This window comes from Mesorhizobium subarcticum (genome assembly GCF_055456085.1).
This window is the reverse complement of the sequence record NZ_CM144237.1, coordinates 1,463,458-1,478,177: the sequence shown is the minus strand read 5'-3', so window position 1 is coordinate 1,478,177 and position 14,720 is coordinate 1,463,458. Positions and strand designations below refer to the sequence as shown.

Genomic DNA, 14,720 nt, shown 5'->3' with positions numbered 1-14,720 from the left:
CCCGATTTCAATTCGGTCAGCAAAGCTGCCCAGGGGAAAAGGAAACGGCTCATGGCCAGCAATGATGACGCGCCGACCGGCGCGGCCAACGGCAACGGCAACGCGGCGGCGCAGCCGTCGCTCAACGTGCTCGCCCAGTATGTGAAGGACCTGTCCTTCGAAAGCCCCGGCGCGCCGAACTCGCTGCGCGGCCGCGACAAGGCCCCCGGCATCGCCATCAACGTCAACGTCAACGCCAATCCGCTCTCCGACAAGCAGTTCGACGTCAATCTGACGCTGAACGCCAAGGCTTCCTTCGACCAGGAAGTGCTGTTCAACGTCGAGCTGGTCTATGGCGGCGTCTTCGCCATCGCAGGCTTCCCGCAGGAGCACATGCTGCCGATCCTGTTCATCGAATGCCCACGCCTGCTGTTCCCCTTCGCCCGCCAGATCATCGCCGAGGCAACCCGCAATGGCGGCTTCCCGCCGCTGATGCTCGACCCGATCGATTTCGCGCAGATGTTCCAGCAGAAGATCGCCGAGGACCAGGCCGCGTCGTCCAAGGTCCAGGTGAGCTGATAGCTTCTCCTCCGCGTTTCTGAAAAACCCGGCCTCGCGCCGGGTTTTTTGTTAAGGGAGCCGCCCTCGCTTCGTCATCGACGGGCGGAGGAAGGAGCGCAGCGACGCGGCGCAGACTCTGCGGCGCTAGAGGGACAGCACCCCCCTCTGTCCTGCCGGACATCTCCCCCTCAAGGGGGGAGATCGGATGTCGTGGATGCCTTCGCCAACGACGAACGCCGAAAGGGTGCTAAGGCAGGAGCTGCCAATCTCCCCCCTTGAGGGGGAGATGTCCGGCAGGACAAAGGGGGGCGGTGACAGAACTCGGCGAGGGACGGGCCTGTTCTGGACCAACCACTTGCAGCCATTAGCCTCTGCGGAGCACCGCACAACTCCTGCGGATTCCAGAACACTCCCTAACGTCACCCAGCCCTATCATCGCCGCCTCAGGCAATGACGCCCCGGCGGTCGCAACCGCCCCCGCGTAGGCGATCGATCGGGGCGGGTCTGATTCCGTGCATGCCGTTGTCCCAAAACCGCCACGCACCTTGGGCGGCATGCACCAACGATAAGGGAACGACGATGAGATTCATGCTGACCGATCGTAAATTGCATCCGCAGGCCAAACCCGTCGCCGACGATTTCAAAATGGGCGCCATCAACCGCCGCGAATATCTTGCCCTCATGGCCGGCCTCGGCGTCAGCGGCGCCGGCGCGCTGGCCCTCGGCGGCCTTGCCCCCACACCTGCCCGCGCGGCCGAGCCCAAAAAGGGCGGCACCTTGCGCGTCGCCATGAACGTCAAGGGCTTCAAGGACCCGCGCACCTTCGACGGCGTCGAAATGTCCAACGTCGCCCGCCACTGCAACGAATATCTGGTGCGCTGGAACACCGACTTTTCGTTCGAGCCCTGGCTGCTCGAAAAATGGGAGATGAGCGACGACGCCAAAACGCTGACGCTGCATGTGCGCAAGGGCATTTCCTGGTCGAATGGCGACACCTTCAACGCCGACGATGTCGTCCACAACCTCACCCGCTGGTGCGAGGCGGGCGTTGCCGGCAATTCGGTCGCCGCGCGCATGGGCGCGCTGGTCAATGCCGACACCAAGAAGGTGGTCGATGGCGGCATCGAGAAGGTCGACGACTACACCATCAAGCTCAATTTGCCGAAGCCTGACATTTCACTGATCGCCGGCATGGCCGATTATCCCGCGCTGATCATGCACCGCTCCTATGACGGCGACGGCGACCCGCTGAAGGCGCTGGCCATCACCACAGGCCCTTGCGCGCTGGTGAAGTGGGACGCCGAGACCGGCGCCGAGGTGAAGCGCAAGGACAAGCCGTGGTGGAAGGGCGAATTCTACCTCGATGGCATCCAGTGGATCGACTACGGCTCCGACCCCAACGCCATGCTGTCGGCCTTCGAATCCGGCGAGATCGACACCGACCACGAGACCGCTTCCGATGCCGTCTCGCAGACCGACAAGATGGGACTGAAGAATTCCGAGATCGCCACCGGCTCCACCATCGTCGCCCGCTTCAACATCGGCAACGCGCCCTATGACGACGTCAAGCTGCGCCGCGCCGCCCAGCTCGCCGTCGACAATGCCGCGGTGCTGAAGCTCGGCCTCGACGGGCGGGGAAAACCCGCCGACAACCACCATGTCGGCCCCATGCACCCCGAATATGCGGATATCGGCCCGGCCAAGCGCGATATGGAGGAGGCGAAAAAACTGCTCGCCGCTTCCGGCAAGGCGGACCATGAGTACGAACTCATCTCCGTCGACGTCGAATGGCAAAAGAGCACCGCCGACGCCATTTCGGCGCAGATGCGCGAGGCCGGCCTCAAGATCAAGCGCACCGTGCTGCCCGCCGCCACCTTCTGGAACGACTGGAGCAAATATCCCTTCTCCTGCACGGAATGGCTGGGGCGGCCGCTCGGCGTCCAGGTGCTGGCGCTGGCTTATAAATCCGGCGCCGCCTGGAACGAAAGCGCCTACGCCAGCAAGGAGTTCGACGACTTGCTCGACAAGGCGCTGGCGACGCCGGACGCCAAGGCGCGCAAGGAGATCATGGCCGGCATCGAAAAGAATTTGCGCGATTCAGGCATCATCATCCAACCCTACTGGCGCTCGGTCTTCCGGACGTATCGCAAGGGCGTCGAAGGGTGTGAGCAGCACCAGGCGCTGGAGCAGCATTTTGAGAAGGTTTGGATTGAGAGTTGAGGCGCCTCGACCGAGGCGCGTTGAAAGCAAGTTGAGCCGATGTCAGCGCCGCCCCTCATTGCCCTGCCGGGCATTTCTCCCCGTATAGTGACGGGGAGAAAGACGCTGGCCGCAACGCCGGCGCCTTTTCTGCAACGTTTGTGATTGGCGAAAGCCAAGACGACAGCACCCCTCTCCCCGTCACTATACGGGGAGAGGATGCCGGCAGGCAGGTGAGGGGCAGCGCCAACGTTCAAAATCGCTGCCGGGCGCTGACTTGCGGCTCCAGGACGCGCCGCCCGGCCCTTCGCAGGCTCAGGGCGTTCGAAGCTTGAAAAGCCAAGCAATTGGCTTTTCATCCGCTATGCGGACCGCTTCTCACCCACCTTCACCCCAGGCGCCAATCTCCGTATCGCCGCCATCATCTCGGCTTCCGAAATATCCAGCGACGACATCTCCATATGCACCGTCTTGCCACCGCCCGGCAGCATCAGGTTCAATGCATTGGCGCCTGAATACTTGATCGCCTCCGGCATCTCCCCGGTCAGCTCGAAATTCACCAGCGTCGGCCCGCCATGGTTGCCATGCACCAGCCCGACGCTTTGCACCGTCCCCCAGGGAACCAGCACATCGCCGCCGCGCTTGTCGCGGAAACCCCTGGAATCCAGCATCACCTGAACGCCGCTGTCGAACCCGCTGCTCGCCTTGAACAGCCCCCAGCCAAGGCAGCCCACGGCAAAGACAATGAGCAGGAAAACCGGCCCGCGTGCGGTGTCGGTCGAAATCGCCCGGAACGCCAGCACCCCGGCCACAACCGCGCCGATGAAGGGCGCGATCACCGCAAGAGTGTTGCTGGAGGCGCTGTTGCGGATTTCGACGGGGGCGGACATGGGCGCAAGTGAAGCGCAAAGCGAGGGTCAAGTCGAGCGGTGCCGTGGCCTGCCTCAGGCATCGCCCAACCCAACATTTCATGTACGACGCAAAGCGTGCGCTGCCAGGCGGTGGACCGCCGCCGCCACGGGGCGCATGGTCGCGCTGTCGCCGGCCACGCAATGGGCGCTGGTGCTTGAGAGTGTCAGCGTACTCCCGCCCCCTCCGGGAGCAATGCAATGGACGACCCCACCGGGCCGCCGCTCACTTTCCATGTGCTGCGCAGGGCATTCAAGGCATCCATTGCCGAACACCTCATCCCCGAGGCGCAATGGGCGGATCACTGCAAGGCGCTGCTGCGCGAACTCACGAACCGGGCGCATGTCGACAGCGGCCTGGTCAACTGGATTGTTCGCGGTGAAATGGCCGGGCGCATGCAGCGGCAGGGAAATGGCCGGCGCGCATGCCGGTGAAGACAATTGCCTGAGTCCCGCGCCGGCCACTGGCGACCTGATAAAGGTCCGCCGCCCGATTTTTGTAGCCGGCGATGGGAGTGCGATCAACCAAGCGGGGCGGTTGGTACGGTTTCGTACAAAGGCTGCTGCGATCGAGGGGAGAGCGATCGGCTGGAAGCCTGAAAGGCCCTAGCGTGGGCAGACCGATACTGGACACGTGACAGCGGTCACCGCCGAAAGCTTCTCGCGCCTGTTCAGCGTCGGCTTTGCATAGATCTTCTTCATGGATAGTCCCCTTAGCCCCCAATGGCCGGGGTCCAATGGCGCCGGTATTTGGGCGATGTCAATGTGGGGGCGTGCTTCGGGGCGGGCTATAGCCGAAGTCAGCGCTGCCCCAACCAGGCTCCTTTCCTCTCCCTCCGGAGGGGGGAGAGGTGGCTCGGCGAAGCCGAGACGGAGTGGGGGAACCACCTGGCAACCGCGAACGGATATAGGAAGGGCGCTAGGCGCAAGCTTACCATCGTTCGATCGGATCAGTCAAAACCGTCAAGTTTGTCGGATTCAGTGTGGTTGGCGATTCTATACTTGATGAACCCATTGGCGAATCCGGGCTGCGCTGGTACCAAAAGCGCATGGACGGGAGCGAGTTCGGCATACTGGCTGCATGGGTTGTATCTGCGGCCGCGTATGGGGCCGGATTTACCTTGCTTGGTCCCACTCCAGATGACTATCGACGCGCTCGGTTTTGTTTCATTTTGGCAGGCATTCTTTTTGGGGCAACCGCTGTCATGTGGGATTTTGTGAATGCGCCGGCCGCGACACGTTTTATAGTGGCAGGCGGCATAGGAGCGGTCTCGCTAATCGGCATTGCCGAGGGCGTGCGGCTCACTTTCATTCGCCAAGATGTAGAACGGGCCAGCCCCTCCGAACGGGCGCCGGCGACGACGCTACCTGCGGGTCTTCCACCCAACGGAATCGTCACATCGTTGGAACGAATTTTCGTTGGTGACAACATCACCACCAAGTACCTAGCGCAGTTCTACGAAGACAATACGTCGATGCAGGCTGACCAAATGGTTGCGCCCTATATCGGGAAATGGATGAAGGTGGATGGACCGGTAGGCGAAATCCTGCCTCCCGATCCGGAATTTGCGTTGATGGCCCTCGCTAACGACAAGAGCGATCCATATCCACACAGAATGCTGATCTTCAAGCCTCAATGGTTTGATCGCCTGTCCATTCTCAGGCGGGGCGACAAAGTCCAGGTAGTCGGGCAAATTCAAAGGATCGAGGGCCACTCTGTTACCCTCACCAATTGCGAACTTGTCAGTACCAACCAGTAGCGGAAGGCTGGTGTTACCCCGCCAGACGCTTCTGCCTATCTCTGCGATCCTCTTCTATTGTTACGCGAACACGCTTAGAGCTGCGCCGCGTGGCGTCCGCGCACTGAACGTTGCCGATGGCACTTTCTTCTGTAATGCGCTGCCGAGACAGCATTTCGGCAAACATAACAGAAACCAGTTCGTCCGAGGGCATCGCGTCGCGCAGATTGGCGTTAGCTGGCAAGCCGCGCTCTTTCGCCAAAGCCTGCTTCCCTTTACCAAATAGTTCTTCGTATACGGCATTTGTGCAGATCGGATAACCGACGCCCGCCACGCCATGATCTCTTAGCGTTGCTGTAAACCTGTTGCGCTCTGCGCGACCAAGAGCGCGAATGCCGACACGTTCATTATCCTCGGGGCTTGCTCGTTCAAGGATTTCATCAGCGAGAGCGGCATCGCCAGCGCGATAGCGAAGCCACACTTCGCGAGTTTCTATCTCGAGTTTCTCGCTGAGGTAGCCCGCGTACGACGCTGCAAGAATGGGGTGCGCAAACGTGCCTTCGTTGCCGCGGCCACGCGTCGCATAGATGACGGGGATGATTTCGCCCCCCCTTAAAAGGTGAGCGCTGGTCACCTTTTTCTGGAGGGCATCAATCAGACGTCGAACTGCACCGTTTCGACGCCAGTACTTCGGCGCCTTTGAAGGCGGTGATTTCCCTAGAGTCCAAATGTCATTCAAATTCCAGTGGCCATTTTCGTCCTCGCTGATACGAGCGCCACGAATCGTAATGTCCGTCTTACTATCCTTTTCGGTATTCGCCATTGAAGCTATACTTTCTGCCGTTACCGGCTCGAATCGAGATGATGCGATTGTACGGCAGATTATCCAACATCAACAAGCCGTCCGGTTCCGCAAAGTTTCTGGGTGTGAGTTTTTGTGGATAGACCGCCAGCGCGGGTAAAAAGATCGAATTAAAGCGCCTAGAACTTGCCGTTTACGAAATTCTTAGGTTTGTCCTTCGGAGGCGTAGCCTTGCCATCATTTTTAATGCGCTCACATAGGCCCCATATCGCTTAGTTCCCCATGTTGAGTGCTTGGATAAACAAATTCTGCGGGATTCCCACCTTGCAAAACTGGCGCACCCCCTTGCGCCGGGTCGAGTTGGTTTCGTGGAAGATAACCTTGCAGCCGGTGTTGGCCAGGATCTGAATCTTGATCTTCAACGGACGATGCGGGGCGGCCTGCTTCAGCTCGCGTTCGAGTACGACGCCCACGGCTGAAGTTGAGGGTTGCCGTTATCGCGCCCACGACGATGAAGTCGCCTACCGCCTGTCCCCAAGCAATATCTCCTAAATTTTTTGATTGCTCGAATAGCGCGGCCAAAGAAATTTGCTGTCGAAACCGAGTTTCGCAAACACCCAACACTTCCACCTCAGAGAGAAAAGTGGTCTTCTTTATCAGCAGGCATCGGGGAGTGGGAAGTTGGCCAAACTAAAGCGACGGATAGCGATAACATCGGAAAATGAAGCCTGGGATGCGCTGAGGCGTATCGTTGATAGCGAAATTGACGCCGATGACATAGACCTCTTGGCATCGTCTTTTGCTTGGGCCGGTATAAGCCTGACAGCGAAGGGAACGAAATTCCATTCTTCACTGCCGACCAATTTTATGCGTGGGTTGGTCGACCTGCAAGACAACTTTCTTCGTTCGAGCGCTCTCATTCTAAAGGAGAGTTCTCACATAACGAAGCTAACCAACGAGACGCGCACAGACCTCGACCTGGTTTTTGATGTGAAAGAGGGCAGCACCGGTCTTCTTGCCGCCCTAGAGGGGCAAATAAAGGAGATAGTGCAGAAAGTAGGCGAAAAGCTGAACGGCCGTGAGATGGTAATCTTGATCCTCGGGTTGGCTCTAATTTATGGGGGGCACTCTGCATATAGCTTATATCTTGAGAGTAATTTAGAAATAACAAGGGCAAACAAAGATTCAGATAGGGATAGCAAATACCTCTCGATAATAGAACATTTAACCGACAATAAAGCCTCACAAGAGCACTCTGAAACGCTTAGGAAAGCAACAAAAGTTGACAAAAGAGTCGGGCAAATAAGAGGTCTTGGAGAAGAGAGCAAAAATTCAATATTTAACCATTCCGTTGATGCAGATAGGATTACGGTTCAGGGGATTCCTATTGATAGAATGGTCGTATCCGACATAAACAGGCGCTCTCGGAGGTCTGCAAAGGATGTAACTATCAGCGAGATGTTTAAGGTGGAGGCAATTGATGCCGCAGAAGCGCACAACTTCAGAGTCAAACTCCGGAGGTCATCTGGCGGCACCATCATTGCGCTAATACGAGATATCGACAAAAATAAGAAAGTTATCAATACTTTGTTCAAAGCCGAGGCAAGCCGTAAGGCTATTATGATTCAGATAGATGCTAGGCAAATTGGACGGGATTGGAAGGACGCCGCCATCAGGCGCGCATGGACCCCCCGCAAAAAGTCATAAGAATCTCTTTTGCCGGTAAAGGGCGCTGCCACCCTTTCGAGGTTCGTATAGGCCAGTTTTAAAGGGCGTCAAAGAGTAGCAAAGCAGAGGTTTATTCTGGACGAGCTTAATCTCCACCGCGCAGCGTCAGCGTCGCGCTGGCGGGGGGCCCGCTGCCTCCGGCAGCTCCCCCGCTTTCGAAGCCTGCCATCGATCCACCGGATCGATGACTTGGCGCGCTGTGCGCGCCAACCGGCTTCTCAATCCCCCATCTTCAGCGCCTGGATAAACGCCTCCTGCGGAATATCGACCTTGCCAAACTGCCGCATCCGCTTCTTGCCTTCTTTCTGCTTGTCCAGCAGCTTGCGTTTGCGCGAGACGTCGCCGCCGTAGCATTTGGCGGTCACATCCTTGCGCAGCGCGGAGATGGTTTCACGGGCGATGACCTTGCCGCCGATCGCGGCCTGGACCGGGATCTTGAACAGATGGTTGGGGATCAGCTCCTTCAGCTTCTCGACCATCTGCCTTCCACGCTTTTCCGCTGCCGTGCGGTGCACCAGCATGGACAGCGCGTCGACCGGCTCCTCATTGACCAGGATCGACATTTTCACCAGGTCGCCTTCCTTGTAGTCGGTCAGGTGGTAGTCGAAGGAGGCGTAGCCCTTGGAGATCGATTTTAGGCGATCATAAAAGTCGAAGACGACTTCGTTGAGCGGCAAATCGTAGGTCAGCATGGCGCGCTTGCCGACATAGGACAGGTCGGCCTGAATGCCGCGCCGGTCCTGGCAGAGTTTTAGAATGCCGCCGAGATAGTCGTCGGGGGTCAGGATGGTGGCGCGGATCCATGGCTCCTCGATCGACGCGATCTTCACCACGTCGGGCATGTCGGCCGGGTTGTGCAGCTCCTTCTCCGTCCCGTCATTGAGCTGCAGCCGGTAGACGACGGAAGGCGCGGTGGCGATCAGGTCGAGGTTGAACTCGCGCTCCAGCCGCTCCTGGATGATTTCGAGATGCAGCAAGCCAAGGAAGCCGCAGCGATAGCCGAAGCCAAGGGCCGCACTGGTTTCCATCTCATAAGAGAAGGAAGCGTCGTTGAGGCGCAGCTTGCCGACGGCGGCGCGCAGATCCTCGAAGTCGGCGGCGTCGACCGGGAACAGGCCGCAGAACACCACCGGCTGCGCCGGCTTGAAGCCGGGCAGGGCCTTTGCCGTCTGGCGCTTGTCCTCGGTGATGGTGTCGCCGACGCGGGTGTCGGCCACTTCCTTGATCGAGCCGGTGAAGAAGCCGAACTCGCCGGGGCCGAGCTCGTCGACATTGATGCGCGCCGGCGTGAACACGCCCGTGCGCTCCACCAAATGCTTGGCGCCGGTGCCCATCATGCGGATGGTCTGGCCCTTTTTCAGCACGCCATCGATGATGCGCACCAGAACGATGACGCCCAGATACGCGTCGTACCAGCTGTCGACCAGCATCGCCTTCAAGGGAGCGTTGGCGTCGCCCTCGCGCGGCGGCGGCAATTGGTGGACGATGGCTTCCAAGACATCCGGAATGCCGAGCCCGGTCTTGGCCGAGATCAGCACCGCGTTGGAAGCGTCGATGCCGATCACCTCCTCGACCTGCTCGCGGATGCGCTCGGGCTCGGCGGCCGGCAGGTCGACCTTGTTCAGCACCACGACGATCTCGTGGTTGTTGTCGATCGCCTGGTAGACATTGGCCAGCGTCTGCGCCTCGACACCCTGTGAGGCGTCGACCACCAGCAGCGAGCCCTCGCAGGCGGCCAGCGACCGCGACACTTCATAGGCGAAGTCGACATGGCCGGGCGTGTCGATGAGGTTGAGGATATAGTCCTCGCCATTGTTGGCGCGGTATTTCAGCCGCACCGTCTGCGCCTTGATGGTGATGCCGCGCTCGCGCTCGATGTCCATCGAGTCCAGCACCTGCTCCTTCATGTCGCGCAGCTCCAGCCCGCCGGTGGACTGGATCAGCCGGTCGGCAAGCGTGGATTTGCCATGGTCGATATGGGCGACGATGGAGAAATTGCGGATGTGGTCGAGGGGCGTGCTCATCCGCGCGCTTTAGCAGGGGCGGAAAGCTGCGGCAAGCGGCGGCCTCTGCCGACCATTTCGCCCGAATCGCGGGAATATCGATAAAATTTAACCAAGTGCATTAGAGCATAATTTCAGACTCGTATGTTAGCTCTGCCGGATATGACGTCGAAAGGGCTGAGAATGCGGGGGATTGCGGTCAGGTTCATGGAGTCGCGCAGCGGCTCGATCATGCCATTGTTCTTTCTCATGCTGGTGCCGATTATATCCGCGATCGGCTTCTCGGTCGACTATACCAGCGCGATCCAAACCCGATCCAACCAGCAGCAGGCGCTGGATGCCGCGCTGCTGTCGATCACCACCATGGACACCACCTCGACGCTGGCGCAGCGTCAGACGGCGCTGCAAAATTCCTTCACCGCCAATGGTGGCCTGGGCACTGCGACGCTGAACAGTTTTGTGGCTGGTACCACCACCGCCGCCGCCACAGGCCAGGCCTCGGCAAGTTTCTCCATGCCGACCACTTTCATGAAGATCGCCAGGATCGACACCGTGCCCATTGCCGTCGCGTCGGCGGTCAGCAAGCCGCCGGCGCTGGTCAATGCGACCTTCAAGATCACCAAGGTGTCGGGCTGGTGGAACAAGACGATGACGCTCTACGGCACCCAATTTGGAGCGACGGCGGCCAAGTCGCTGATGTCTATCGAATATGCCTATAACGGCTTCGGGGATCCGAAGGGCTACGGCACCACGAACGTGTATACGATCACCAACAATGGTGGCGCGGACATCAAGACGCTCGTCCAGTCGCAAGTTTGCACCACCGCCAAGGTGAACAATTTCAACAATCTCCCCGCCGGTGCGATCACGCAGACCAGCGGCAGCACCAAATATCTGACAACCTGCGTCGACACCATGTATCCGGCCAACGGCTCAGGCGCTGCGATCGATGTCAGCCAGATGGGTGGCCTCTCTCTGCAGATGTACGTGCCATCGGGCAACCCGCAATACCTCAAATCGGACGATGCGAGCACCTCCAACCGACTCTATAGCGGGGTGGACGCGAACTCCCTGATCGAGACCGCGACCGGGACGAAGGTCGACATCTTCTCCATCGTGCCTTGTGGCGTCACCAGCTATCAAGCCTGGGAAGACGGTGGCACAACGGTGCCGACTCCGTCCGCAAATGCCGACTTTTTCTACAACGTCACCGGCAAGTGCGACTTCAACAAGCGGCCCTCGGACACAGCGCTGACGCAGTAAGGTTGACGCAGCCATTTCCCCTTGCGGGGGAGATGGCCGGCAGGCCAGTGAATCGCCCCTGGCGGTGATCGGCACGCAGCGCCGAGACGGATGAGAGGTATTGGACCAAGCACTGCGTCTGGCTAATCTGACGCCATGCCGCATCAACCCGTCACCCCCGCCAAGCGCAAATTTGCTCGTTCGCTCCGGCGCGACATGACGGAGGCGGAAGGCAAGCTCTGGCAGGAGCTACGCGACCGCAGGCTCGACCAGATAAAATTCCGGCGCCAGGCCCCTATCGGAAAATACATTGCCGATTTCATGTGCCCTGAAGCCGGGTTGATCATCGAGATCGATGGCAGCCAGCATGCGGCGTCGGATACCGACCAGATCCGCAAGACCGAGTTGGAGGCAAAGGGCTTTCGGGTTTTGCGTTTCTGGAATGACGATGTCTTGAAAGACATCGACGCCGTCTGCGACACCATCATCGCCTATGTGCGAGACACCAGTTTGCAGCCTTGGCGATAGGAGCGCTCTTCCTTCTCCCCCTGCGGGAGAAGGTGGATCGCCGCGCAGCGGCGAGACGGATGAGGGGTGCTCCAGCGGAGTGAGGCGTTGGTGTTCCCTGGAACACCCCTCATCCGTCGCCTACGGCGACACCTTCTCCCACAAGGGGAGAAGGGAAGTGCGTTCCGATCACAAACCGGTGAGCGCTGTAACGAAGCCCGTGGCGGCAACGAAGTGGGGACATGAGCGGCGCATATCGGCGCCGTCACCCACGGGAGCCAGCCAATGTCCAACCGTAGCAAGCTGATCGCATTGTCCAGCCTGGGCGCTCTCGCGCTCGCGGCCTCGCTCGGTGCCGCGGCCGCGCAGCCGCTCAGCGTGGTCGAGCTGTTCACCAGCCAGGGCTGCTCGTCCTGCCCGCCGGCCAACGCCAATCTCATCAAGGTCAAGGACCAGCCCGGCGTGCTGGCGCTGTCCTTCAACGTCACCTACTGGGATTATCTCGGCTGGAAGGACACGTTCGGAAAACAGGAGTTCACCCAGCGCCAGGTGTCTTATGAGCCGCCGCTCGGCCATGACGGGCCGTTCACGCCGCAAGTGGTGGTCAACGGCCATGCCGATGTCGTCGGCGCCGCACCGGGCGAAATCGAGCATCTGATCGCGGCGACGGCCAAGACCGGGGGACCGTCGCTGTCGCTTGGCGACGGCAAGGTCGCGATCGGCGCCGGCGCGGCACCCGGCGGCAAGGCCGATGTCTGGCTGGTGCGCTATGCCAAGGGCGTCGTGCAGGTGCCGGTGGCGCGTGGCGAAAACACCGGCCGCACCTTGCCGCATGCCAATGTCGTGCATGGGCTGACAAAACTCGGCAGCTGGACCGGCGACGCCACCGCCTATGCGCTGCCCGCCGCGCCCAGTGGCCTCACCACAGCCGTGCTGGTGCAATCGCCGGGCGGCGGGCCGATCCTCGCCGCCGCGACGAACTAGAAACTCGCCTCAACAAGAATTTGCGCAACGCCGCACGAGCGGCGTCGCGAAATACCGACGGCATGAGCCGTCACCCCTACGACCAACCCCCAACGACCAAACCCAAAGGAGACGACCATGACCATTCTTTCCCGCCTGACCCTGCCCGCACTCGCCCTTGCTCTGTGCTCGACGGCGCTGCTGGCCGGCGGCATCGCCCGCGCCGACGATGCCACCAACGCCATGAAGCCCGCCGCCAACGCGATGAAGCCTGCAGCGGATGCCATGAAGCCTGCGGCTGATGCCATGAAACCGGCAACCGATGCGATGAAGCCGGCGGACCCGATGGCCACCAACGCCATGAAGCCAGCCGACAATGCGATGAAGCCGGCGGCTGACGCCATGAAGCCGGCGGCTGACGCCATGAAGCCGGCGGCGGATGCGATGAAGCCGGCGCAGTAAGCCAGGCAGGCTCCCCCTCACCCAGCCTCCGCTTCGCTCGGCTGACCTCTCCCCGGTGGGGAGAGGAGACTGTCAGCGCCGGCGCTTACCTCTTCTCCCCGTCGGGGGTCCGAAGGACGGGCGAGGCCCGTGACTCGCCCCGGCACAGGTGGCCCGAAGGGCCGGATTAGGGGGAGCGCCGATGACAGGAGCAGCCCGCACGGCAAATTGAGAACTGATTCTCGGCTCGCGTCGTATATATTGGAACAACAACAGGAGATCAGAACATGACCGGTATCGAAAAGACACGGCCGTTCTTCACCCGTGGCGCGCTGGCCGTGCTCGGTTTTGCAGCGGTGGCGGCGGCCGCCTTCTGGCAGACCCCAGCGCGCTCAGCCGAAGACGCGGTGGTCATCCCGCCGCCGGCGATGGATGAAAAGGCGGCCCCGGGCAGCGAAAAGGCAATCTTTGCCGGCGGCTGCTTCTGGGGCGTGCAGGGTGTGTTCCAGCACGTCAAGGGCGTCAGCAAGGCCGTCTCCGGCTACACCGGCGGCAGCGCGGAAAACGCCGTCTATGAGGTTGTAGGCACCGGCCGCACCGGCCATGCCGAATCCGTCGAGATCACCTACGACCCGTCAAAGGTGACCTATGGCCAGCTGCTGCAGGTCTATTTCTCGGTCGCCCACAACCCGACGCAGCTCAACTACCAGGGCCCGGACTCCGGCACCCAGTACCGCTCGACGGTGTTTGCCGAAAACGATGCGCAGGCAAAGATTGCGCAGAGCTACATCGGCCAGCTCGACAAGGCCAAGCTGTTTGGCGCCCCGATCGTCACCACGATCGAGACCGGCAAGACCTTCTATCCCGCCGAGAACTATCACCAGGACTTTCTGACACTGAACCCGACCTATCCCTACATCGTCTACAACGACCTGCCCAAGGTGGCGAACCTGAAGCAGCTGTTTCCGGCGCTGTACAGCGAGAAGCCGGTGCTGGTGCTGTCGGCGAGTAATTGATCTTTCGCGGCTCGCTGGGGGGTGAGTGACCCCCGGGACCTGCCGATATCCGCCCGCCCCCGCCTGGGATGGGCTATGGATGACGGCCAGTCCCGGGGCGAAGGCCGGCTACATGCCGTCGGCCTTCATCGCGTCGCACGACACATCAGGGTTCATGTCGGCGAAGGTGCCGGTCGGGTTCTTCTTCCAGGCCCAGACATGCAGCTCATAGAAGGCGCCCAGGCCGTAACGGTTGGGGGTGCTGTTGAAGTTGAACAGCTGACCCTCCAGCGAGGCCGGACCTTTCGAGGTGATGTACTCGACTGCCACAAGCTTCAGCTTGCCGTCCGCCATCGGCTCGTACATGACCGCTTCCGGCTTGGCGAGATCGACCGCATCGTCCTTCAGATAGGCCGCATTGACATAATGGATGCCCATGGCACCGCCGGTAATGCCGCTGGCGCAAGGGATCGGCGCATAGCCTTCGGCGGTGGCCATCGCCACATTCTCGAAACGGCTGTTGGCTGCCCGCACCTTCTCATCCAGCGTGCCCGTATCATGGGCATTCGCCGCCGTGGCCGCGATCGACAGGATCGACAGGTTGATGAGATGTCTGGTCCACAGATGGATGTTCATTTTCTCTCCTCGTTGTT

15 protein-coding genes are annotated in these 14,720 nt (G+C 60.5%); 10 read left to right on the top strand and 5 right to left on the bottom strand.

Going from position 1 to position 14,720, the window contains the following annotated elements; all coding sequences use genetic code 11:
- Positions 1-51: 51 nt before the first annotated feature.
- Together secB and ACZYHG_RS07035 are read left to right on the top strand one after the other, a co-directional pair.
- On the top strand, positions 52-558 hold the full coding sequence (gene secB, locus ACZYHG_RS07040) for a protein-export chaperone SecB (RefSeq protein WP_464613155.1): 507 nt from the start codon (positions 52-54) through the stop codon (positions 556-558).
- Between the two features lie 561 nt (positions 559-1,119).
- Positions 1,120-2,760 carry an ABC transporter substrate-binding protein gene (locus tag ACZYHG_RS07035; RefSeq protein WP_464613154.1) on the top strand — a complete coding sequence of 547 codons (1,641 nt, stop codon included), beginning with the start codon at positions 1,120-1,122 and terminating at the stop codon, positions 2,758-2,760.
- Positions 2,761-3,101: 341 nt separating this feature from the next.
- Here ACZYHG_RS07035 and ACZYHG_RS07030 read toward each other — a convergent pair whose 3' ends face one another.
- A complete protein-coding gene (locus ACZYHG_RS07030) occupies positions 3,102-3,629 on the bottom strand; it encodes a hypothetical protein (protein WP_464613153.1) in 528 nt (175 codons plus the stop codon).
- A gap of 219 nt (positions 3,630-3,848) precedes the next feature.
- Here ACZYHG_RS07030 and ACZYHG_RS07025 point away from each other — a divergent pair, with 219 nt between their 5' ends.
- On the top strand, positions 3,849-4,082 hold the full coding sequence (locus tag ACZYHG_RS07025) for a hypothetical protein (RefSeq protein WP_464613152.1): 234 nt from the start codon (positions 3,849-3,851) through the stop codon (positions 4,080-4,082).
- Positions 4,083-4,630: 548 nt separating this feature from the next.
- Entirely contained in the window at positions 4,631-5,407 is a 777-nt protein-coding gene (locus ACZYHG_RS07020) for an OB-fold protein (protein ID WP_464613151.1), read from the top strand.
- Between the two features lie 13 nt (positions 5,408-5,420).
- On the opposite strand, the gene ACZYHG_RS07015 is transcribed toward ACZYHG_RS07020, so the two are convergent.
- Entirely contained in the window at positions 5,421-6,209 is a 789-nt protein-coding gene (locus tag ACZYHG_RS07015; protein WP_464613150.1) for a KilA-N domain-containing protein, read from the bottom strand.
- Positions 6,210-6,460: 251 nt separating this feature from the next.
- Positions 6,461-6,661 (bottom strand): hypothetical protein, encoded by a 201-nt coding sequence (locus ACZYHG_RS07010; RefSeq protein ID WP_464613149.1) that lies wholly within the window; start codon positions 6,659-6,661, stop codon positions 6,461-6,463.
- Between the two features lie 208 nt (positions 6,662-6,869).
- Here ACZYHG_RS07010 and ACZYHG_RS07005 point away from each other — a divergent pair, with 208 nt between their 5' ends.
- Positions 6,870-7,895 carry a hypothetical protein gene (locus ACZYHG_RS07005; protein WP_464613148.1) on the top strand — a complete coding sequence of 342 codons (1,026 nt, stop codon included), beginning with the start codon at positions 6,870-6,872 and terminating at the stop codon, positions 7,893-7,895.
- 239 nt (positions 7,896-8,134) lie between these two features.
- Here ACZYHG_RS07005 and lepA read toward each other — a convergent pair whose 3' ends face one another.
- Positions 8,135-9,940 (bottom strand): translation elongation factor 4, encoded by a 1,806-nt coding sequence (gene lepA, locus ACZYHG_RS07000; RefSeq protein ID WP_464613147.1) that lies wholly within the window; start codon positions 9,938-9,940, stop codon positions 8,135-8,137.
- A gap of 162 nt (positions 9,941-10,102) precedes the next feature.
- Between lepA and ACZYHG_RS06995 the strand changes: the two genes are divergently transcribed.
- The 5 genes from ACZYHG_RS06995 (at position 10,103) to msrA (ending at position 14,088) form a co-directional block, all read left to right on the top strand.
- Complete coding sequence (locus tag ACZYHG_RS06995) at positions 10,103-11,182, top strand: TadE/TadG family type IV pilus assembly protein (protein WP_464613146.1); 1,080 nt, start codon at positions 10,103-10,105, stop codon at positions 11,180-11,182.
- A gap of 135 nt (positions 11,183-11,317) precedes the next feature.
- Positions 11,318-11,689 (top strand): endonuclease domain-containing protein, encoded by a 372-nt coding sequence (locus tag ACZYHG_RS06990; protein WP_464613145.1) that lies wholly within the window; start codon positions 11,318-11,320, stop codon positions 11,687-11,689.
- Positions 11,690-11,953: 264 nt separating this feature from the next.
- Positions 11,954-12,652, top strand: coding sequence for a DUF1223 domain-containing protein (locus tag ACZYHG_RS06985; protein WP_464613144.1), 699 nt, complete (start codon positions 11,954-11,956; stop codon positions 12,650-12,652).
- Between the two features lie 117 nt (positions 12,653-12,769).
- Positions 12,770-13,093: a hypothetical protein gene (locus ACZYHG_RS06980; RefSeq protein ID WP_464613143.1), complete on the top strand. Its 324-nt coding sequence runs from the start codon at positions 12,770-12,772 to the stop codon at positions 13,091-13,093.
- Between the two features lie 266 nt (positions 13,094-13,359).
- Positions 13,360-14,088, top strand: a complete 729-nt coding sequence (gene msrA, locus ACZYHG_RS06975) for a peptide-methionine (S)-S-oxide reductase MsrA (protein WP_464613142.1) — start codon at positions 13,360-13,362, stop codon at positions 14,086-14,088.
- A gap of 108 nt (positions 14,089-14,196) precedes the next feature.
- Here the strand turns inward: msrA and ACZYHG_RS06970 are convergent, their stop codons facing one another.
- Positions 14,197-14,703 (bottom strand): hypothetical protein, encoded by a 507-nt coding sequence (locus ACZYHG_RS06970; protein WP_464613141.1) that lies wholly within the window; start codon positions 14,701-14,703, stop codon positions 14,197-14,199.
- Between the last annotated feature and the right edge of the window lie 17 nt (positions 14,704-14,720).